The following is a 20,227-nucleotide window of genomic DNA, read 5'->3' as shown; positions in this document are numbered from 1 at the left end:
GGCGTGTTGGCGCCTGAGGGCACGGGGTTATTTTTGGTGCGGAAAAATAGAGGAAGAAAGTCCGCGCGCCATGCCTACTCGACGCTTAGCAGTCATGCAAAAAGCGATATGTAACTTTCATGAAAAACACAATGAAAATGCCGGCCGGCACAGTGTTTCACTTAAGCAAGCACTACGAATGGCGGAGGCTAAGCCTATGGTTATCTAGTTGAATTATCGACATCCTATCTACGAACCGGACCGACTACATATAACCGTCACTAGTACCTGTGCAGCAGCCATACTGATCTCCCGCATCATATGTCTCACCGTTAACAATAATACTGATACCCACATTTGCCACGTCATGTGGGGGCGGAGTAATAACAGGGCCGAACGGAGCCGGGGCGCCACCGTATACAGCTCCACCAGCACCAGCACCAGCACCAATATCGGAAACTACGAGCGGAAAGGGTAGTAGCTCGTCTGTATCTGATAGCCAGTGACAGGAAAGCATCGTATTGGCATACGCTATCCTGATCGTGTTTCGACCAACAATCTTCATGTCTGGCGCACACATATAATCAAGATAATTATCTGAAGGGTTATTTCTAAAGAAATATTCAGCAGCAACTATTATCTCATTAAACGTATTTGATCTATATATCGACAGCAAACCTGCTCCCGCACTCACAATTGCAGCGCCTCCAACGAGCCAAACACCTGCCCCTGCTAAAAACGCTAAAGCCCCAATCACACCAACAACATTACCGACCAAACTGTACACATCTCCCGCATCAATCTCACGACCTTCCCTTACATCTATTCCGAGCTTTAGAAATGTAATGGTACCCGCAACAATATTAGCGGGCATACTGATAATTGGAACATAGGGACCAGCCAGTTTCGTCACAGATGTGACAGTGGCTATGACCGCCCCTGTTTGTGCTGTCTGGCTCACCAACACCATCCCCTGATTATTCGTCACGAACTGATCAGAAATTGCAGTTGCACCAGAAGCAACGGTAATACCATCATTTATCACACCAATAATGACTTCCGCCTTTCCTCCCATTGCCTACTCCTTAATTATTGTTTTAAACGCAAGCGTCATCCTAACCTGATCACACTTTACCGATGGTGATCGTGCGGCATGGGGAATTCTTCCATCAAAAATCACCGCCCTTCTTGACTTCGGCAATATGGCCTTAATGACATTTTCTTTAGCATCATCATAAAACACTAACTCACCGCCCCAAGAGGTCGGCCAATACTCATTACAAAACACAACAAGGGTTAATCCAGGATTAACTTTATTATCTCTATGAATGATTGTGTCTTGACCAAAGGTTTGACCGTTCGCATACACCCCTAATAGGGTTGTTTTAAAGGTATGCAAGTTCAAAAATCGCTCCCAGACCCCGCTCAAAAAACGCCAGGGTTGATTGCCTTTTAATTCTTCAAGACTAGATCCCCCTTGGGGACGAGCTTTGCCTGCAATAAAAACATGCCAACAGCGTCTTACAAACGGTAACGCCTCATAATTAGGCCAATTGTATCTCCACACTGCTCCCTTCAACTGAGCATTGATCTCTACCTCCTCAGCTTCCGTCAAAAAATCATCAACAACATAAATACAACCATCAACGGCTTCTATTTCCATCCATCCTCCCTCCTGTAGAAAAATCCATTCCACACTTCACGCACTAAAAAATACAGACAACACATAACGGACAGACCAAACCCAATAACCGCAACATGATACCCACGATTAATATACCGACGCCCCCACTCAATCTGCTGTCGGCCGACCAACAACTTAAACTCTTCGTCATACACCCCCCAAACAAAGGGGTTGTTACTGTCAGCATCTAAAGCCACCCAGATATCCCCCCCCGTGCGCACGTCCATACGCTCAGCATCTCTATGCATTATTTCAAGCCTGTACTTGTACACTCCCTCATCTGAATTCACGTTGAAATACAAATCAACTTGCCCCCTACTAACAACTAAAGGCTGAGTAACCTGCGCACTTCGCAATGCTAGTCGTTTGGGTACAGGCGGAATATCCACTATCCTGTTCCACGTAAAAATAACGACACCCATCAGCGCCAAACCTAACAAAAAGAAGGCAACCAATTCAGCAGGCTTTGAAACATACTCCTTAGGTGGCATATAAAAAGAAAATTTCTTCATTCCACCCCTCACCAAAATTACTTTAAACTAACGCACCGCAGCAACAACCCTAAAACTATAGGGAATCATGCACATTCAACCCCCTGCCGATAGATCGCCACTGACCACCGCCAGCCGCATACGATTTTCCACGCCATTCTTAAACAGTAGTGATGACACACGATCTCTTACCGTAAAATCACTAATACACAGCCTCAGCATAATTTCCTTATTAATATAACCTCACACCAGCAAACCCAGAACTTCTTTTCCCCTACAGGTGAGCTGCACATCCATAGCTCAACTCCAATCCATACATATAAAACCCACCCTTCATCCACAAACAAACGAGCACAACCTATCCACAAACTCGAAAAATGACAACAAGAAAATCCACACAAAAACAAAATCCGACAACAACAGCAAAGACACTGCAAGTTCAAATAACAAACTTACAAAAAAACACGAAGCACATTACGCAAACTTAATACGCAAGAGTGAAAACCCTTACAAGACTTAAGACTTGCGACACGTCGCTTTCAACACACTACAACACCACCAACCGATTCGGCAGTTGGTTACGCGGCTGTGTTTTCGGGATGTGTTTTGCCAGCAGTTCAGCGCTGGCGTCGATGCAGGCAATAAAGCCTTCGGCGGTATGGCCCAGCCCCACGCGACGCGTGAAATCGCTGACGATGGTGCCCCAGTCACTGTTGTCCAAATGCCGCGATATGCCTTCATCCACCAAAATTTCGACGTAACGCTCGGCCTCGCTGACAAAAATCAGCACCCCGGTGCGGCCTTCGGTGTGGTGCAGTTTTTGTTCAAGAAACTGGCGACGCGCCAGGTTGCTCGCGCGCCAATGGCGCACACGGGGCGGGATCAAACGTGTGGTGATGGCCGGGATACGAAAGAGCAGGCTCAAGAACACGAACGTGGCCCATTGCAGCATCAACAGGGAATAGGTCTGCAGGCCGCTTATAAAGAAGTGCGCCAATGCAGGCACCAGCAGCGCAATCAGACTCGCCCACAACAGGGGGATGTAACTGTAGTCATCTGCGCGCGGTGCCAGAACGGTGACGATTTCGGCGTCAGTGCGTTGTTCGGCACGGGTAACGGCTTCTTCGACCTGCCGCTGTTGCGCTTGCGTGAGTAAAGCCATGGTTTCGATGCTCGTCTAAAAATGAATTACCAGCCGCCTGAAGCGCCGCCGCCGCCAAAACTGCCACCGCCGCCACTGAAGCCGCCACCCCCTCTGCCACCGCCGAAGCCGCCACCGCCAAAACCGCCGGAACGCGAACCGCCTCCGCCGCCGGCATTACATATTCCGTAGAACTGGCAGGCCGCGACCACTATGACAAACAGGACAAATAACAGCAGTACGACAAACGGATGTTCGGCCATGAAATCACTGCCTTGCCCCTGGCCGCTGGCGTACGCCGGTTCAGCCAGTGGGTCGCCGCCCAGTACTTGCAGGATCGCCGCGACACCGTCGCTGATGCCCTGACTGAACTGTCCATTCTTGAACGCCGGGGTAATGACCTGGTTGAGGATGAAGGACGACTGCGCATCGGTCAGGCGATCCTCCAGACCATACCCGACCTCGATACGCAACTTTCGGTCATCGCGGGCGACGATCAATAACGCACCGTTGTTCTTGTCCTTTTGCCCGATGCCCCAGGCGCGCCCCAATTGATACCCGTAGTCTTCAATGACGGTGCCTTGCAGACCGGGCACCGTAACCACCACCACTTGCTCACCAGTGGCTTTTTCGTGGGCTTCCAGGGTTTGCGTCAACTGCTGACGCGTGGCGGGATCGAGCATCTTGGCGTCATCGACCACGCGGCCGCTGAGCGCCGGAAAGGTCAGCGCCTGCGCCGTGGCCATAAATAGCCACAGCAACACGCAAAGACCCGGTTTCAATACGCGCATTACCACCTCGACAATTGGACACAGAGCCTGCGGCCACTGCCACAGGCTGGAACATCGGCCTGGCGTTAAAACTTCACTTCAGGCGCTTTGTCGGCGTCCGGGCTGGTGGCTTCGAACGTCGGGCGCACCGGCAAATCGCTGTACATGACGGCATGCCACAGACGCCCCGGGAAGGTGCGGATCTCGGTGTTGTAGCGCTCCACCGCCAGAATGAAGTCACGACGGGCCACGCTGATACGGTTTTCCGTGCCTTCGAGCTGCGATTGCAACGAGAGGAAGTTCTGGTTGGACTTAAGGTCCGGGTAGCGCTCGGAAACCACCATCAATCGGCTCAAGGCACCGGTCAGCTGGTTTTGCGCATCCTGGAACTGCTTGAGTTTTTCAGGGTTGTTGAGGGTGCTGGCGTCCACCTGAATAGAGGTGGCCTTGGCCCGCGCTTCAATCACTGCGGTCAGGGTCGCCTGTTCCTGTTTAGCCGCGCCCTTGACAGTTTCCACCAGGTTGGGAATCAGGTCGGAGCGACGTTGATACTGGTTCTGTACCTGTGACCAGGCGGCCTTGACCTGCTCGTCGAGGGTCGGAATGGTGTTGATACCGCACCCGGCCAAGACGCTGCTCAGCACCAGCAAAGCCATGACTTTCCAGCCAAGGGCTGCTTGTAAGCGTTGTATTCCCATGTTCGTGACGCTCCAAAATGATCGCATTGAGTTCATAGACACCGCCCGCCCGACAAAAACTCCATCGTCACGCCTGAATATCTTCGGCAGCACTGGATTGCTGGTAACGAATCAGATAAAAGACTTCTCGCATGTAGGACTACTCCTATTAAAGATAGGGTAATTCTTTAAGTTGAGTAGTCCTCATCCCAATCCAGAACAATATCGCTTCAAGAGCGCGGGCCTTCCTCGCTTTATGTGAGCGGCTGCGCAGAAGAATTCCATGAAAAAAATGTGTTTGCTGGGCATCGCCATCAGCCTGTCCAGTCCCTGCACGTGGGCGCAGAACGCGCCCGTCACGCTGGGTAATAAAGAGGCGTTCATCACTGATTTGATGAACCGGATGACACTCGATGAAAAAGTCGGGCAGTTGCGCCTCATCAGCATTGCGTCAGACATGCCGCGGGAATTGATCCGCAAGGAAATTGCTGCGGGCCGCATCGGCGGTACATTCAATTCGGTGACGCGCCCCGAGAATCGCCCCATGCAAGACGCTGCCATGCGCAGCCGTCTTAAAATCCCCATGTTCTTTGCTTATGACGTGATTCACGGGCACCGCACCATTTTCCCGATCAGCCTGGCGCTGGCCTCCAGCTGGGATATGGACGCCATCGCCCTGAGCGGTCGGGTGTCTGCCAAAGAAGCCAGTGCCGACAGCCTTGACCTGACCTTTGCGCCGATGGTCGATATCGCCCGCGACCCACGCTGGGGCCGCACCTCTGAAGGGTTTGGCGAAGACACCTACCTGGTCTCGCGCATCGCCAGGGTCATGGTGCAGGCGTATCAAGGCGTGTCCCCGTCCCTGCCCGGCAACATCATGGCCAGCGTCAAGCATTTCGCCCTGTATGGCGCCGTCGAAGGCGGTAGGGACTACAACATCGTGGATATGAGCCCTACGCGCATGTTTCAGGATTACCTGCCGCCCTACCATGCTGCGATTGATGCAGGCGCTGGCAGCGTAATGGTGGCGTTGAACTCGATCAACGGCGTACCGGCCACCTCCAACACGTGGTTGATGCAGGACTTGTTGCGCAAACAATGGGGCTTCAAGGGCGTGGCCGTCAGTGACCACGGCGCGATTCTTGAACTGATCAAGCATGGCGTGGCCAAGGATGAGCGTGAAGCCGCAACGCTGGCGATCAAGGCCGGGGTCGACATGAGCATGAATGACCTGGTGTATGGCAAAGAGCTGCCGGGCCTGATCAAGTCCGGCAAAGTGCCACAAAGCGATCTGGACAACGCGGTGCGTGAAGTGCTGGGCGCCAAGTACGACATGGGCCTGTTTAAAGACCCGTACCTGCGCATTGGCAAAGTGTTGGACGATCCGGCCGACATCAATGCCGAAAGCCGCCTGCACCGGGCCGAAGCCCGTGAGGTGGCACGTAAAAGCCAAGTGCTGCTCAAGAATGAGGCGCACACCCTGCCCTTGAATAAGCGCGCCAATATTGCCCTGATCGGGCCGCTGGCCGATTCGAAAATCGACATGCTTGGCAGTTGGTCGGGCGCCGGTGTCCCCGCACAATCGGTGACTGTGCTTGAAGGCCTGCGCGCTGCCGTGGGCAAACCGGGCACGCTGACATACGCCCGCGGCGCCAACGTGACCGATGATCAGGCCGTGGTCGACTACCTCAATCATTCCAACCCCAACATGCTCGACGTGACCAACGACCCGCGTGCCGCGCAAGAAATGCTCGATGAAGCCGTCAAGGTGGCACAACAGGCCGATGTGATTGTGGCCGTAGTGGGCGAAGCACGGGGTATGTCCCACGAAGCGGCCAGCCGCACTGACCTCGACTTGCCTGCTACGCAACGCGCGCTGATTACCGCCCTTAAGGCCACTGGCAAGCCGCTGGTGCTGGTCTTGATGAATGGTCGCCCGCTGTCAATTGGCGATCAGGTGCAACAGGCCGACGCCGTGCTGGAAACTTGGTACAGCGGCACGGAAGGCGGCAATGCGATTGCCGACGTGCTGTTCGGTGACTACAACCCGTCGGGCAAGCTACCGATCACCTTCCCACGCTCGGTGGGCCAGATTCCGAGCTACTACAGCCACCTGCGCATCGGTCGTCCGTACACGCCGGGCAAGCCGGGCAACTACACGTCGCAGTATTTCGATGCGCCGAACACCCCGCTCTACCCGTTCGGTTATGGCTTGAGCTACACCGACTTCAGCGTGTCGCCGCCGGAGTTGTCAGCCAACACCCTCACACCCGGGTCAGCCCTGACGGCCAGCGTGACCGTGAAGAACACCGGGCAGCGCGCCGGTGAAACCGTGGTGCAGCTTTATATACAGGACGTCAGTGCGTCGATGAGCCGCCCCGTCAAGGAACTGAAAAACTTCCAGAAGCTGATGCTCCAACCGGGGGAAGAAAAGGTCGTGCATTTCAGCATCGATGAAGACGCCCTGAAGTTTTACAACACCCAACTTCAGTACGCTGCCGAACCCGGCGAATTCAACGTGCAAATTGGCCTGGATTCGCAAAACGTCCAGCAAAAGAGCTTCCAACTGCTCTAACTTCGCGTAACCGCCGGGCAGGGCCTGAACGGTCTTCCCGGCACTTCTTGAGCTCAATCTCTGCTTGACCTTTTCGATCTTTGCGCCCGCCCCAAAATGCGTTCGGACAGCGCTGTTTTTTGTGGTAGGGTTCGCGCCCTCAAAATCCAGCGCGCACGATTTCATCCCGGCAAAAACGGTGACAGACGGTGTAATGCCGGTGCCATGCGGCCTACGCGCAGATTCAAGCGTTCATACACAAATTACACACAGGGTTATCCACAGGTCGTGCATTGCGCACCACCTGTAAAACGCATATCTTGTATCAATTCCGCCAAAAGACCCCACATATAGGGTTTTAGGGCAAAAACCCAACACAACTCAGCCGAGAATTTCAAGTGCTTTTCTCGCCCCTGTCGGGTTGAACCAAACGCTGTTTTCAAAGCCCAAGCCGCTCATGCGGATGGCAACCGTTTTCCAGCGCTGGCTCGGAAAGCGGCCCGGGTGTTGCAGTACAAAGACTGTCACCCATCAGGAATAAGGTTTGAGGCGGTTCGCACAAACCTGAGACTTCGGCAAGGAAGCGGCCAAAACACCCCTTTCTGTACGTCCCGAGGTCGTTATGCCCGGCTTACCCCCGGTTGTAGTGCGTCAGGACGGAACGGTGGGCACCTTTTTGAGGCGCCCAAATAAACATAGAGAATGTGGAGACACCCATGCAAACCGACTCAACTCGCGAGAACTCGCAGGGCACCGCGTCGCAGAACGATTCACATCTGGATCTGTCAGCAACTGCGCCAGGCCAATTGCGCGTGATCAAGCGTAACGGAACCGTGGTTCCTTACACCGATGACAAGATCACCGTCGCCATCACCAAAGCGTTTCTTGCAGTTGAAGGCGGCAATGCAGCCGCTTCGTCGCGCATTCACGACACCGTTGCCCGCCTGACCGAACAGGTCACCGCAACCTTCAAGCGTCGCATGCCTTCGGGCGGCACCATCCACATCGAAGAAATCCAGGACCAGGTAGAACTGGCCCTGATGCGTGCCGGCGAGCAGAAAGTAGCCCGTGACTACGTGATCTACCGTGACGCCCGCTCCAAAGAGCGCGCCACCCGCGCCCCGGCCGAAGACGCCGTGCAGGCGCACCCGTCAATCCGCATCACCCGCGCCGACGGCACCTTCGCGCCGCTCGACATGGGCCGCCTGAACACCATCGTCACTGAGGCCTGCGAAGGCCTGGCTGAAGTGGACGGCGACCTGATCCAGCGCGAAACCCTGAAGAACCTGTACGACGGCGTAGCCCTGAGCGACGTCAACACCGCACTGGTAATGACCGCCCGCACCCTGGTTGAGCGCGAGCCAAACTACTCGTTCGTGACCGCCCGCCTGCTGATGGACACCCTGCGTGCCGAAGGCCTGAGCTTCCTCAACGTGGCCGAAAGCGCCACTCACCACGAGATGGCCGACCTGTACGCCAAGGCCCTGCCTGCCTACATCGCCAAAGGTATTGAGTTCGACCTGCTGAACCCGGTGCTGGCCACCTTCGACCTGGAAAAACTGGGCAAGGCGATCAACCACGAGCGCGATCAGCAGTTCACCTACCTGGGCCTGCAAACCCTGTACGACCGTTACTTTATCCACAAGGATGGCGTGCGTTTCGAACTGCCGCAGATCTTCTTCATGCGTGTGGCCATGGGCCTGGCAATCGAAGAGAAGCAAAAAGAAGACCGCGCCATCGAGTTCTACAACCTGCTGTCGTCCTTCGATTACATGTCGTCGACCCCGACGCTGTTCAACGCCGGTACTCAGCGTCCACAGCTCTCCAGCTGCTACCTGACCACCGTGCCGGACGACCTGTCGGGCATCTACCACGCGATCCACGACAACGCCATGCTGTCCAAATTCGCAGGCGGCCTGGGCAACGACTGGACGCCAGTACGCGCGCTCGGTTCGTGGATCAAAGGCACCAACGGTAAATCCCAGGGCGTTGTGCCGTTCCTCAAAGTGGTGAACGACACCGCCGTTGCCGTGAACCAGGGTGGCAAGCGCAAGGGCGCCGTGTGCGCTTACCTTGAAACCTGGCACATGGACATCGAAGAGTTCATCGAGCTGCGCAAGAACACGGGTGATGACCGTCGTCGTACCCACGACATGAACACCGCCAACTGGATCCCTGACCTGTTCATGAAGCGCGTCTTCGATGACGGCAAGTGGACCCTGTTCTCGCCATCGGAAGTCCCTGACCTGCACGACCTGACCGGCAAGGCCTTCGAAGAGCGCTACGAGTACTACGAAGCCCTGACCGAGTACCCGGGCAAGGTCAAGCTGTTCAAGACCATCCAGGCCAAAGACCTGTGGCGCAAAATGCTGTCCATGCTGTTTGAAACCGGCCACCCGTGGCTGACCTTCAAAGACCCGTGCAACCTGCGCAGCCCGCAGCAACACGTGGGCGTGGTTCACAGCTCGAACCTGTGCACCGAAATCACACTGAACACCAATAAGGATGAAATCGCGGTCTGCAACCTGGGCTCGATCAACCTGCCGAACCACATCGTGGACGGCAAGCTGGACACCGCCAAGCTCAAGCGCACCATCGACGTGGCCGTGCGCATGCTCGACAACGTAATCGACATCAACTACTACTCGGTGCCGCAAGCGCGCAACTCGAACTTCAAGCACCGCCCGGTCGGCCTGGGGATCATGGGCTTCCAGGACGCGCTGTACCTGCAGCACATTCCGTATGCGTCGCAAGCAGCGGTCGAGTTTGCCGACAAATCGATGGAAGCGGTCAGCTACTACGCCATTCAGGCGTCCTGCGACCTGGCTGACGAGCGTGGCGCTTACGAGACATTCCAGGGCTCGCTGTGGTCCAAGGGCATCCTGCCACTGGACTCCCAACAGATCCTGATCGAACAGCGTGGCCAGAAGTACATCGACGTTGACCTGAACGAATCCCTGGACTGGGCACCGGTTCGTGCCCGTGTGCAAAAAGGCATTCGCAACTCCAACATCATGGCCATCGCACCGACCGCGACCATCGCCAACATTACCGGCGTCTCGCAGTCGATCGAACCGACTTACCAGAACCTGTACGTGAAATCGAACCTGTCGGGCGAATTCACCGTGATCAACCCGTACCTGGTTCGCGACCTCAAGGCCCGCGGCCTGTGGGACTCGGTCATGATCAACGACCTGAAGTACTACGACGGTTCCGTGCAGCAGATCGAGCGCATTCCGCAAGAACTCAAAGAGCTCTACGCGACAGCGTTCGAAGTGGATACCAAGTGGATCGTTGACGCCGCCAGCCGTCGTCAGAAGTGGATCGACCAGGCTCAGTCGCTGAACCTGTACATCGCGGGCGCATCGGGCAAGAAGCTGGACGTCACCTACCGCATGGCGTGGTACCGCGGCCTGAAAACCACGTACTACCTCCGTGCCCTGGCTGCCACCAGCACCGAGAAGTCCACCGTCAACACCGGCAAGCTCAACGCTGTATCGAGCGGCAACAAAAGTGAAGACGTCGCCGCCGCCCCAGCCGGCCCGGCTCCGGTGCCAAAAGCGTGCGCCATTGACGAACCGGATTGCGAAGCGTGCCAATAAGCTGAGCTGTCTGGCGGGTCAAATCGCTTGACTGAAACCCCCGTTAAACCCTGGCAACAGTTGGGTTTGACGGGGGTTTTGTTTTGGCGGGTGCACCGTACCGCTCGCACCGGTACCGACAGCGTTTGAGCGGTGGTACGCACTACCCGCACGCCGAACCTGCAGGCAAAAAAAACCCCTCAAACGAGGGGCTTTTTACACGCGCATTCGCCCATCAGGTCATCTGAATGATGGTCTGCATGATGGTGCTCTGGGTGGAGATGGTCTTGGCGTTCGCCTGGTAGTTGCTTTGCGCCTTGATCAGGTCAACCAGTTCGTTGGTCAAGTTGACGTTGGAGTCTTCCAGCGAGTTGGACTGGATGGCCCCCAACGTACCGATCTTCGGCGCGTCGTAACCGGCCTGGCCCGAAGCGAAGGTTTCTTTCCACGCCGTGCCGCCCACAGGCTGCAAGCCTTGTTCGTTGGTAAAGCTGGCCAGGGAGATCTGGCCAATGGCACGGCTCTGGTTGTTGCTGAAGTTGGCGAACATGACGCCCGAGCCGTCGATGGTCAAGTTGGTGATCTGGCCCGTGGCGTAGCCGTCCTGAGTTGGCGGGTTGCGTGAGGTGTCCGTGTTGTACTGCGTGGTTTTGGCCATGTTGATCGCAATACCGCCATCTTTCGCAGCGGCACCGTTGGTGACCCATGCCCCGTTAACCATGGCACCGGGTCCCCAGTCAGCCACGGTCAACGTGCTGCTGATGATGTCCGGTTCGCCTGGCACCGGGTTTGGCGTGGTCACGCTGGTCAGCGCGCCAGCCGAATCGAAGACCATGGTCGAAGCGACCGGGTCTTTGGCGCCTGTGCCCGTCACGGGGCTGCCATCAGGGTTGCGACCATCAACAAGCGTGTAGGTTTTCCACGTGTTGGAATCCGTTTTCACCATGTACTGATCCATTTCGTGGGCGTTGCCCTGCGTGTCATAGATCGTGGTGGTGAATTTTTTGCTGTAGGTTTCGGCCTTCAGCGGATCGAACTTGTTGTCCACCTGATTAACCACATCACTGGTCGAATTCAAGTTGATGGTCGAGTCCACCGAGCCGCTTGCGCGTGGCGCGAGGTTCGAGGTGTCGATGCGCAGGTCAGTCAGTACACCGTTGACGATCTTGCCGTTGGCATCTACGCCGTAGCCCTGCAAGCGCGCAGTACCGTCGGTGTTGGTGACGTAACCGTCTTTATCGGCCTTGAACGTACCGGCCCGGGTGTAGCTCAGGGAACCGTTGTCGCTCAAAACAAAAAAGCCGTTACCCTGAATGCCCATGTCGAGCAGGTTGCCGGTGTTGTTGATGGCACCCTGACCGAAGTTTTGCGAAACGTTGGCCAGGTTCACACCGCTGCCGATGGTCTTGCTGCCAATGCCCAGCTTGCTCGCCGAGTAAATGTCCGAGAACTCGGCACGGGACGATTTGAAACCGGACGTTGCGACGTTGGCGATGTTGTTGCCGGTAACGTCGAGTTGTTTGTTGGCCGCATAGAGGCCGCTAAGGCCGATATTAAAAGACATGTTGCACTCCTTAAGGCTTGTAAGTCGGCTTAGAGGCCAATGGTCTGGACTTTGGACATGCCGATGCTGCCCAGACCTGCAAGATTGAGCATGATTTCACCACCGGTTTTGCTCAGCGTCACACTGTTGACCGTGGCGGGCAGGTAGGTGGTGAGTGCCGTCGTACCCGTGTCCGTTTTGGACGATGCGGTGAAGGTGTAATTGCCTTTGGGCATCAACTCGCCATCATCATTTTTGCCGTCCCAGGTGAAATCGACGTTGCCCGCTTTCTGGGCGCCCATTTCGATGGTCCGTACCACTTCGCCATCCGCATCAGTGATCTTGATAGTCGGCTTGGCGTCCGCGTCTTTAACCACCACGGTGCCGTTGAACGGCTTCTCGCTAGCGGTATCCACCAGTGCTTCACTGGTTTGCACGATCACCGAACGCCCTACCAATGAGGACGCCTGCAACGCTTGCGAAGACTGCAAGCCGCCGGTGATGGCGTTCACCGAATCGTTCAGGGTGGTGATGCCTTCCAGGCTGCTGAACTGGGCCAACTGCGCGACAAACGCGGTGTTGTCCTGCGGGTCCAGCGGGTTCTGGTTTTTCAACTGAGTAACCAGCAATTGCAAGAACGCATCCTTGCCCAGCGACTTGCTGCTGCCCGCCACTGCCTTGGAAGCCGCCGTAAGGCTGGTGTCCGTGGCTTTGGCCTGGGCAGAGTTGGCCAGCACCTGATTGAGGGTCTTGTTGCTGACGGAATCGGTCACACTCATTTGCGTCGTTCCTTATCACTGACCGAGGGTCAGGACCTTCTGCATCATGGTTTTGGCGGTGTTCATCATTTCTGCGTTGGTCTGGAACGAACGACTGGCGGAAATCATGTCAGCCATTTCTTCAACCACGTTGACGTTGGGGTAGTACACATACCCTTTGGCGTCAGCAGACGGATGGTTCGGCTCATAGCGGGCTTCGAGGTTGCTCTGGTCTTCAACCACGCCCAAGACGTGTACGCCCTGCCCGGCGGCGTCCTGGTTCTGAAACAGCGAATCGCCCGTACCGTTTTGCGCGCCCTGAAACAGGGTGGCAAACACCGGGTGACGGGCACGGTAAGTCTGGTCGATGCTCGACGACACAGTTTCGGCGTTGGCAATGTTACTGGCGACGGTGTTCAGGCGCGTGGTCTGGGCACTCATGCCGCTACCGGCAATATTGAAAACACTGGCTAGAGACATGGATTACTCTCCGCGCAGGGCTGATACCAGCCCTTTGAATTTGCTGTTGAGCAGGGTAAAGCTGGCCTGGAAGTTGACCGCGTTCTCTGCGTAATTCGATTGTTCGAGCTGAGCATCTACCGTGTTCTGGTCGATGGAGGGTTGCATCGGCGTGCGATACAGCAACGACTCGTCGCCGCTGCTCAAACCCTGAGCTTCGATGTGACGGCTGTTGGTCATGTTCAAGGCAAAGCTGCCGTTCTTGTTTTTGTCAGTCTGTGCCGCAAGCACAGACGCAAAATCCAGATCCCGAGCTTTGTAGTTCGGGGTATCGGCGTTGGCGATGTTGTTCGCCAGCACTTCAGCGCGCTGGGCGCGAAAGCCAAGGGCTTGCTCATGGATACCGAGCGCTTTATCGAAGCTGATGCTCATGTCGGAAAACCTTTGTGGGCTGACCTGAAGATGTGGCTCAGGTCTTTCATGCTCTGGATAGAGCAAACCCCGTGCCAGTTTTCAGATCCCCGTATTTCAAGGCTTTGCGCGGTGCCGGGACGCGGCAATGCCAGAAAAGCGGCAATGGCTGTCCGCCGACTGCCGCTTTTCTGCCGCTTTGTTGCACGGGACACCCACACGGCGTCCCTACAGCGCGAAAAAAACGGGAGCCTTGCGGGCTCCCGTGATTGTTACTTGGCCTGGTAGATGATCCCCGGGCTGCACTGGATCATCTGGTAATGATCCGGCAATCCGTTCAGCGCTTCCGAAGCGCCAAGGAACAAGTAACCACCTGGCTTCAAGGTGCTGTGAATGCGCAGCAGGATGTCTTTTTTGACCTCTGCCGAAAAATAAATCAGCACGTTGCGGCAGAACACCATGTCGAATTTGCCTAACCCGGCGTAGCTGTCCAGCAGGTTGAACGAGCGAAACTCAACGCGGTTTTTGATCGGTGCCTTGATCACCCAGCGCCCCGGCCCTTTGGGTTCGAAGTAGCGCTGCAAGCGTTCCTGGGACAGGCCACGGCCAATCGCCAGGCTGTCGTACTCGCCAGTCTTGCAGTTATTGAGCATCAGACTGGACAGGTCGGTGGCCACAATCTGCACCCCCGCTTTCAACTGCCCAAGGTTGCTGCGTTCAAACTCATCAATGGCCATCGACAGCGAATACGGCTCCTGCCCCGAGGAGCACGCTGCCGACCAAATGCGTAAACGTTGACCCGGGTTGGCCTTGGTCAGCTCAGGCAGGACTTTGTTTTTCAGCACTTCAAAGGGGTAAGTATCGCGAAACCACAGGGTTTCGTTGGTGGTCATTGCGTCGACCACCTGCTCACGCAACCCACTGCGGGGTTGGCTTTGAATGCGCTGAATCAGCTCACCCAGTGATTTGATACCTTGCTGCTCCATCAGCTTGTTGAGTCGACTGGAAACAAGGTACTGCTTGTTCTCCCCTAGCAAAATGCCACAGGCTTTTTCCAGGAAAACCCGGAACTGCTCAAAATCCAAATTAGCCGTAGACAAATGATCCTGCCTCTATAAATCGTGTTGACCGCCAAGGACTGAGCCCTTAGCTGTGGTCTGCTTCTTTGATCCGGTCGACGACCCGGGACGCCAGGTCATCGGGGCGAAATTTTGCCAGAAAGTCATTGGCGCCAACTTTCTTGACCATCGCCTGATTGAATACCCCGGACAGCGAAGTATGCAGAATGATATGTAAATTTTGCATGCGCGGGTCGCCACGGATCTCAGACGTGAGGGTGTAACCATCCATTTCGGGCATCTCAATGTCCGAGATCATCATCAGAAACTCTTCTGACGGGTCCTTGCCCTCGCCCACCAGTTTGCGCAGGTATTCCAGCGCCTGGCGACCGTCGTTAAGAGAAACCACTTCCACGCCCACCGTTTGCAGGCAACGTGACACCTGCTTGCGCGCCACCGACGAATCATCGACCGTCAATACCCGCAACGACACGGCCTTGGTTTGGGTCTCAACATCGACCACACCGTGGGAAATGATTTCCGACGATGGCGAAACCTCTGACAGGATTTTTTCAACGTCAATGATTTCGACCAGTTGATTGTCCAGCCGCGTCACCGCCGTCAGGTAATGGTCACGCCCGGTGCCCTTGGGCGGCGGATGAATCTCTTCCCAGTTCATGTTGACGATGCGTTCCACCGAGCGCACGAGAAACCCCTGGGTCTTGGTGTTGTACTCGGTGATGATCACAAACGGGCTGCTTTGGTCTTTGAGTGCACCAGCGCCGGTGGCCATGGCCAAGTCCAGAATCGGAATAGTCGCCCCCCGAATATTGGCCACACCGCACACCACAGGATGGGATTTTGGCATCACGGTCAGCTTGGGGCATTGCAGCACCTCGCGAACCTTGAACACGTTAATCCCGTACAGCTGTGGCCCATCCAGGCGAAACAACAACAGTTCCAGGCGGTTTTGCCCGACCAGTTGAGTGCGCTGGTTAACCGAATCCATCACCCCAGCCATACACGGTTCCCCTTAAAACTTTAAGTTGCGACGCACATTGCCCGGTAAACGGCACGGGCTTTGCTATTTATCGGCCATGAATGCAAAAACGACAATTTCTTGCCACCCGCCGATCCTCCAGACGCTGCGCCTTCGCGGTGCACGGGCGCTTGCGACGATTTGCCTGATAATCGCTGGCACGCAGTCCTACGCGGATGGATTTACTTCTCCTACCCAGCTTATCGGCGTGACCCAAGGCTTTCTTGAATTCACTGTCGAAGACTACCTTGCCACTGGTCAGATAGAGGGCCGCTACGAGATTCAGGTTAATAACCTCGATCCACGCTTGCGCCTGGCCCAATGCGACAAGGAATTGACAGCCACCCTCGAAAGCCCGGCGCAACCCATGGGTCGCGTGACGGTGCGCGTACGCTGTGAAGGTAGCTCACCGTGGACCATTTTTGTGCCGGCACAGGTGAAGTTATTCCGCGAGGTCGTGACCGTCACTCACCCCCTCAAGCGCGGCATGATCATCAGCTACGACGATGTGGTGCTGCGCGAGCGCGATGTTGGCCTGATCACTCAGGGCTACATGACCGCGGTTGAACTGGCAGTGGGACAAAAACTTCTGCGACCCATGGTCACCGATCAGGTGCTGACCCTGACGCATCTGGAGCAAGCGGCCGTGGTGCGCAAGGGTGATCAGGTGGTGATCAATGCCCGTAGCGGGACCTTGACGGTCAGAATGCCGGGCGAGGCGCTGTCCGACGGCGGGCTCAGCGAACAGGTACGGGTGAAGAACCTGAACTCCAAACGGGTCATCAAGGCGCGGATTACCGGGCCGGGGCAAGTTGAGGTGGCCTTGTAGGACAGTTGGCATACGACTCTCAACTTTCCTACACTGTCGCTTGACGCAGATCAGTACGGGCTTGCGTCGCCGTATGATTAATCGTGCCTAAAGTTTTCTCGGGTATGGCCGAAAACATGGCAAGCGTCCAAATACCCAGAGGTTTTCCATTATGGTCATCGACTTCAGTCGTCTTAACAACGCCGCGCCGTTAACCGGCAGCACGCGCAGCAACGCCAGTCAGGAAGCAGGCAGCGCTACGCAAGCAGCCCCTGCCAAGAGCGAACAGGCGGGCGTCAATGCCCCGAGCGGGGAATCTGTGCACCTCAGTCATGAGGCACAACAATTGCAAAAAATCAGCGATTCGCTGCGCGATCAACCGATTGTCGACAAAAGCCGCGTGGCTGAGTTGAAACAAGCCATTGCCGATGGCACTTACACCGTCGACAGCAATCGGGTTGCCAGCAAACTGCTTAACTTGGAAGCCCAGCGCTAGCCCTCGCGGCAAGCGCCAGGCTTTTGGACGCTTAAATTCCAGAGCCAGCCATGCACGACACGACTTTATTGCAACTGATCAACGACGACTTCGCCCCTGCCGAGAAACTTCTCGCCTTGCTGCAGGACGAAACCATTGCCCTGCAAGGGCGCGACATGTTGGTGCTCGAAGACATTCTGGCGCGCAAACAGTCGTTGATCATTCTGCTCGATCAGCATGGTCGCAAGCGCAGCGAAATTCTCGCGGGCCTTGGCTTGCCGGCCAACCGCAGCGGGCTTGAGCAACTGGCCAGCCACTCGGACCTTGGCCCGCAACTGCTGGCCCAAAGCGACGCATTGAATCAGGTGCTAGCCGATTGTCAGGCGGCCAACGTGATCAACGGTCAGGCCATCCAGACGCAACAACTCATCACGGCCAATCAACAGCGCATCTTGCACGGCGGCGAAGCCCATACGCTGTATGACGCCCGCGGCACCACTGCACTGGTCAACAAACCACGCGCTTTCAGCCAGGCGTGAGCCCGTGTGACCGCACTATCCTAACGACGCAACATACTGGCAAAATGCCTCCTTTTTTGCGTGTTGTTGTATTTTGTCTGGAGATTGATGAACCGTGTCCCATGCTGAAGATGCTCCGCAGCCTCCCAAGGTGCTCACTACACCTTTGGAAATTTCCGCACATTTGCGGATGCTACAAGAGAGCCATGACCCGCTGATCATCACCTTCCACGAGCGCAGTCAGCGTTTTCAGAGCTACCTGGTCGAAGTGGATCGCGAGTCCGCGACCCTGGCTTTTGACGAAATGATCCCGCGTGACGGTGAGCGTTTCCTTGAGGCCGGTGAGCCGTTTCGCGTGGAAGGCTTTCATGACGGTGTTCGCATTGCCTGGGAGTGCACCACGCAACTGACCATTGACGACAAAGACGGCCACCGCTGTTACCACGGCGCTTTGCCGACCGAGATCGTCTACCACCAGCGCCGCAATGCGTTCCGCGCAGCCCTCAAGCTGGCGGATCTGGTAACGGTAAAAGTGGATGGCGACAAGATTAAATCCGCGCTTGAAGGCAAGTTGCTGGATGTGTCAGCGACGGGTTGTAAATTGCGGTTTGAAGGCGACATCAGTGAGCGCCTGCAACTGGGGCAAGTGTACGAACGCTTCAACGCCGCCCTGCCCTTCGGGCCCATGACCACGCCCGTGGAGTTGCGCTACCTGCATTTTGAAGAACGCCTCAACATTACCTTTGCCGGTATGCGCTTTCACAATATGAGCGGCGGCGTTCAGCGTCAGGTCGAGCGTTTTGTGTACCAATTGCAGCGTGATGCGCGACGCTTCGATAAAGACGACGATTATTGAGGCCTGGCCCTCTCCCAATGGGAGAGGGCACAACATGCACCTTGACTCACACCTGCCGCGGATCGGCCTCTTCTGCCTCCGGGAGAGGGGCTTCTGGGGCGTGTGGTTCTACCGTCGGCTCTGCGGTGTCCTGCATCTGATCCTGCACCACTTGCTCATCGACCCGAGGGTCAAGGGCCGCTACCAATGGCGAGCTGGACATGCTGTCCGGCATGGCCACGTGTTGCAGCGGCGCATCGTCGACCTGATGCAGATTGGTCACCGCATTCGGGCGAATGCGCCACACCAGCACCAGGCCAGTCAGGCTGAAAAACGCGTAAAGCATCTGACTGCCCAACACCTTCATCAATACCCCCGCCACCAACGGCCCAATACTGGCCCCGATACCGTAGGTCACCAGCAGCATCGCCGTCAGTGATACCCGGCGGTCTGCTTCCACGTGGTCATTGGCAAACGCCACCGCCAGCGGGTAGATGCAAAACTGCACGAGCGCGCTCAACCAGCCCGCGACGAACAGCACTTGCAGAGGCACTGAAGGCAGGATCGCCAGCGGCAGCGACACCACCGCCAGAATGAACGCGAACACGCGAATCAGCAGCGGCCGGTCATAGCGATCGGACAACCAGCCCAATGGCCATTGCGCCAGCAACCCGGCAAAAATGCAGCACCCCATGTACAGGCCGACCAACTCGGTGGACAAGCCCTGCTGCGTGGCATACAGCGGCGCCAGGCCGTAGAACGACCCCACCAGCAACCCCGCACCCAATACGGCGATCAATGATTGCGGGACACGTTTGATAAAGAACTTCGGGTCCATCGGCGCGGGGTGCAGCGGCGCCGGGTGAATGCGCCGGGTCATGGCCACAGGCACCAGACACAGTGCAAAACACATCGCCACCAGCATCAGCAATTCCGGGCCGAGGGCCGGGTGTATCACCAGAATCAGTTGCCCGAGCACCAGGCCCAGGTAGGACGCAATCATGTACAGACTGAAGACCACACCGCGCTGCTTGGCGTCTGCCTGTTCGTTGAGCCAGCTTTCAATGACCATGTACTGGCACATCATGCCGAGACCGACGATCACCCTCAGCAGCAACCAGATCGGCAGCCAGTCGGTGAGGCCGTGGCACAGCACGGCGGCGCCGACAATCCCGGCACACGTGGCATACGCGCGGATATGCCCCACCCGCGCAATCAATCGGTGTCCAATTTTGCCCCCCAGCACCAGACCAAAATAGTTGGCCGCCATGAGCGCACCGATCCACAGGCCGTCGACATTGTCGGCTGCCAGGCGCAGGGCGAGGTAGGTACTGAGCAAGCCCGAGCCGATCAACATCATCAGCGAGGCGAAATACAACGCTTTAAAAGACTTCCAGATTTGGCGCATCGGCGTTCCCCGCGACTCCATGCAATGGCATGCGAACT

The 20,227-nt window shown here is 56.3% G+C and carries 19 protein-coding genes; 6 read left to right on the top strand and 13 right to left on the bottom strand.

Features of this window, described 5'->3' with window-relative positions:
- Positions 1–244: 244 nt before the first annotated feature.
- From CJF39_RS13395 to CJF39_RS13370, 6 genes are all read right to left on the bottom strand, one after another.
- Entirely contained in the window at positions 245–1,054 is an 810-nt protein-coding gene (locus CJF39_RS13395) for a hypothetical protein (protein ID WP_094993857.1), read from the bottom strand.
- A gap of 3 nt (positions 1,055–1,057) precedes the next feature.
- Entirely contained in the window at positions 1,058–1,642 is a 585-nt protein-coding gene (locus CJF39_RS13390; RefSeq protein WP_094993856.1) for a 2OG-Fe(II) oxygenase, read from the bottom strand.
- On the bottom strand, positions 1,633–2,175 hold the full coding sequence (locus tag CJF39_RS13385; RefSeq protein WP_094993855.1) for a hypothetical protein: 543 nt from the start codon (positions 2,173–2,175) through the stop codon (positions 1,633–1,635). The genes CJF39_RS13390 and CJF39_RS13385 overlap by 10 nt, the downstream gene beginning before the upstream one ends.
- A gap of 526 nt (positions 2,176–2,701) precedes the next feature.
- A complete protein-coding gene (locus tag CJF39_RS13380; protein WP_094993854.1) occupies positions 2,702–3,316 on the bottom strand; it encodes a TPM domain-containing protein in 615 nt (204 codons plus the stop codon).
- Positions 3,317–3,342: 26 nt separating this feature from the next.
- On the bottom strand, positions 3,343–4,086 hold the full coding sequence (locus CJF39_RS23495; protein WP_094993853.1) for a TPM domain-containing protein: 744 nt from the start codon (positions 4,084–4,086) through the stop codon (positions 3,343–3,345).
- A 65-nt stretch (positions 4,087–4,151) separates the two neighbouring features.
- Positions 4,152–4,763 carry a LemA family protein gene (locus CJF39_RS13370; protein WP_094993852.1) on the bottom strand — a complete coding sequence of 204 codons (612 nt, stop codon included), beginning with the start codon at positions 4,761–4,763 and terminating at the stop codon, positions 4,152–4,154.
- Positions 4,764–5,025: 262 nt separating this feature from the next.
- On the opposite strand from CJF39_RS13370, the gene bglX reads away from it, so the two are divergent.
- Both bglX and CJF39_RS13360 read left to right on the top strand, forming a co-directional pair.
- Positions 5,026–7,317 (top strand): beta-glucosidase BglX, encoded by a 2,292-nt coding sequence (gene bglX, locus CJF39_RS13365; protein ID WP_094993851.1) that lies wholly within the window; start codon positions 5,026–5,028, stop codon positions 7,315–7,317.
- Positions 7,318–8,012: 695 nt separating this feature from the next.
- Complete coding sequence (locus tag CJF39_RS13360) at positions 8,013–10,898, top strand: ribonucleoside-diphosphate reductase subunit alpha (protein WP_094993850.1); 2,886 nt, start codon at positions 8,013–8,015, stop codon at positions 10,896–10,898.
- 214 nt (positions 10,899–11,112) lie between these two features.
- Here CJF39_RS13360 and flgE read toward each other — a convergent pair whose 3' ends face one another.
- From flgE to CJF39_RS13330, 6 genes are all read right to left on the bottom strand, one after another.
- The gene (gene flgE / locus CJF39_RS13355) at positions 11,113–12,441 is read right to left on the bottom strand and encodes a flagellar hook protein FlgE (protein WP_094993849.1); all 1,329 of its coding nucleotides are present in this window, start codon (positions 12,439–12,441) and stop codon (positions 11,113–11,115) included.
- Positions 12,442–12,470: 29 nt separating this feature from the next.
- Positions 12,471–13,199 carry a flagellar hook assembly protein FlgD gene (flgD, locus tag CJF39_RS13350; RefSeq protein ID WP_094993848.1) on the bottom strand — a complete coding sequence of 243 codons (729 nt, stop codon included), beginning with the start codon at positions 13,197–13,199 and terminating at the stop codon, positions 12,471–12,473.
- 15 nt (positions 13,200–13,214) lie between these two features.
- Entirely contained in the window at positions 13,215–13,658 is a 444-nt protein-coding gene (flgC, locus tag CJF39_RS13345; RefSeq protein WP_094993847.1) for a flagellar basal body rod protein FlgC, read from the bottom strand.
- Positions 13,659–13,661: 3 nt separating this feature from the next.
- Positions 13,662–14,069: a flagellar basal body rod protein FlgB gene (gene flgB, locus CJF39_RS13340; protein ID WP_094993846.1), complete on the bottom strand. Its 408-nt coding sequence runs from the start codon at positions 14,067–14,069 to the stop codon at positions 13,662–13,664.
- A gap of 251 nt (positions 14,070–14,320) precedes the next feature.
- Positions 14,321–15,148, bottom strand: a complete 828-nt coding sequence (gene cheR / locus CJF39_RS13335; RefSeq protein ID WP_094993845.1) for a protein-glutamate O-methyltransferase CheR — start codon at positions 15,146–15,148, stop codon at positions 14,321–14,323.
- Positions 15,149–15,194: 46 nt separating this feature from the next.
- Complete coding sequence (locus CJF39_RS13330) at positions 15,195–16,127, bottom strand: chemotaxis protein CheV (protein ID WP_094993844.1); 933 nt, start codon at positions 16,125–16,127, stop codon at positions 15,195–15,197.
- A 76-nt stretch (positions 16,128–16,203) separates the two neighbouring features.
- Between CJF39_RS13330 and flgA the strand changes: the two genes are divergently transcribed.
- The 4 genes from flgA (at position 16,204) to CJF39_RS13310 (ending at position 18,802) form a co-directional block, all read left to right on the top strand.
- Positions 16,204–16,974 carry a flagellar basal body P-ring formation chaperone FlgA gene (gene flgA, locus CJF39_RS13325; RefSeq protein ID WP_094993843.1) on the top strand — a complete coding sequence of 257 codons (771 nt, stop codon included), beginning with the start codon at positions 16,204–16,206 and terminating at the stop codon, positions 16,972–16,974.
- Between the two features lie 151 nt (positions 16,975–17,125).
- Positions 17,126–17,449, top strand: coding sequence for a flagellar biosynthesis anti-sigma factor FlgM (gene flgM / locus CJF39_RS13320; RefSeq protein ID WP_094993842.1), 324 nt, complete (start codon positions 17,126–17,128; stop codon positions 17,447–17,449).
- A gap of 50 nt (positions 17,450–17,499) precedes the next feature.
- The gene (locus CJF39_RS13315; protein WP_094993841.1) at positions 17,500–17,967 is read left to right on the top strand and encodes a flagella synthesis protein FlgN; all 468 of its coding nucleotides are present in this window, start codon (positions 17,500–17,502) and stop codon (positions 17,965–17,967) included.
- Positions 17,968–18,061: 94 nt separating this feature from the next.
- Complete coding sequence (locus CJF39_RS13310) at positions 18,062–18,802, top strand: flagellar brake protein (protein WP_094993840.1); 741 nt, start codon at positions 18,062–18,064, stop codon at positions 18,800–18,802.
- 46 nt (positions 18,803–18,848) lie between these two features.
- Here CJF39_RS13310 and CJF39_RS13305 read toward each other — a convergent pair whose 3' ends face one another.
- Positions 18,849–20,189: an MFS transporter gene (locus CJF39_RS13305; RefSeq protein WP_094993839.1), complete on the bottom strand. Its 1,341-nt coding sequence runs from the start codon at positions 20,187–20,189 to the stop codon at positions 18,849–18,851.
- Positions 20,190–20,227: the final 38 nt, after the last annotated feature.

This window comes from Pseudomonas lundensis, from assembly GCF_002269125.1.
GTDB lineage: Bacteria > Pseudomonadota > Gammaproteobacteria > Pseudomonadales > Pseudomonadaceae > Aquipseudomonas > Aquipseudomonas lundensis_A.
The sequence above is the reverse complement of the archived record's forward strand: the minus strand, read 5'-3'. Positions and strand labels throughout refer to the sequence as shown.

Excerpts from the sequence above, each read along its gene's own strand:
- flgA (WP_094993843.1), top strand. The coding sequence starts at position 16,204 with ATGAATGCAAAAACGACAATTTCTTGCCACCCGCCGATCCTCCAGACG.
- CJF39_RS13385 (WP_094993855.1), bottom strand. The coding sequence starts at position 2,175 with ATGAAGAAATTTTCTTTTTATATGCCACCTAAGGAGTATGTTTCAAAG.
- CJF39_RS13360 (WP_094993850.1), top strand. The coding sequence starts at position 8,013 with ATGCAAACCGACTCAACTCGCGAGAACTCGCAGGGCACCGCGTCGCAG.
- CJF39_RS13315 (WP_094993841.1), top strand. The coding sequence starts at position 17,500 with ATGCACGACACGACTTTATTGCAACTGATCAACGACGACTTCGCCCCT.
- flgE (WP_094993849.1), bottom strand. The coding sequence starts at position 12,441 with ATGTCTTTTAATATCGGCCTTAGCGGCCTCTATGCGGCCAACAAACAA.
- CJF39_RS23495 (WP_094993853.1), bottom strand. The coding sequence starts at position 4,086 with ATGCGCGTATTGAAACCGGGTCTTTGCGTGTTGCTGTGGCTATTTATG.
- CJF39_RS13395 (WP_094993857.1), bottom strand. The coding sequence starts at position 1,054 with ATGGGAGGAAAGGCGGAAGTCATTATTGGTGTGATAAATGATGGTATT.
- flgM (WP_094993842.1), top strand. The coding sequence starts at position 17,126 with ATGGTCATCGACTTCAGTCGTCTTAACAACGCCGCGCCGTTAACCGGC.
- bglX (WP_094993851.1), top strand. The coding sequence starts at position 5,026 with ATGAAAAAAATGTGTTTGCTGGGCATCGCCATCAGCCTGTCCAGTCCC.
- flgB (WP_094993846.1), bottom strand. The coding sequence starts at position 14,069 with ATGAGCATCAGCTTCGATAAAGCGCTCGGTATCCATGAGCAAGCCCTT.
- CJF39_RS13305 (WP_094993839.1), bottom strand. The coding sequence starts at position 20,189 with ATGCGCCAAATCTGGAAGTCTTTTAAAGCGTTGTATTTCGCCTCGCTG.
- flgC (WP_094993847.1), bottom strand. The coding sequence starts at position 13,658 with ATGTCTCTAGCCAGTGTTTTCAATATTGCCGGTAGCGGCATGAGTGCC.
- CJF39_RS13370 (WP_094993852.1), bottom strand. The coding sequence starts at position 4,763 with ATGGGAATACAACGCTTACAAGCAGCCCTTGGCTGGAAAGTCATGGCT.
- CJF39_RS13380 (WP_094993854.1), bottom strand. The coding sequence starts at position 3,316 with ATGGCTTTACTCACGCAAGCGCAACAGCGGCAGGTCGAAGAAGCCGTT.
- flgD (WP_094993848.1), bottom strand. The coding sequence starts at position 13,199 with ATGAGTGTGACCGATTCCGTCAGCAACAAGACCCTCAATCAGGTGCTG.
- CJF39_RS13390 (WP_094993856.1), bottom strand. The coding sequence starts at position 1,642 with ATGGAAATAGAAGCCGTTGATGGTTGTATTTATGTTGTTGATGATTTT.
- CJF39_RS13330 (WP_094993844.1), bottom strand. The coding sequence starts at position 16,127 with ATGGCTGGGGTGATGGATTCGGTTAACCAGCGCACTCAACTGGTCGGG.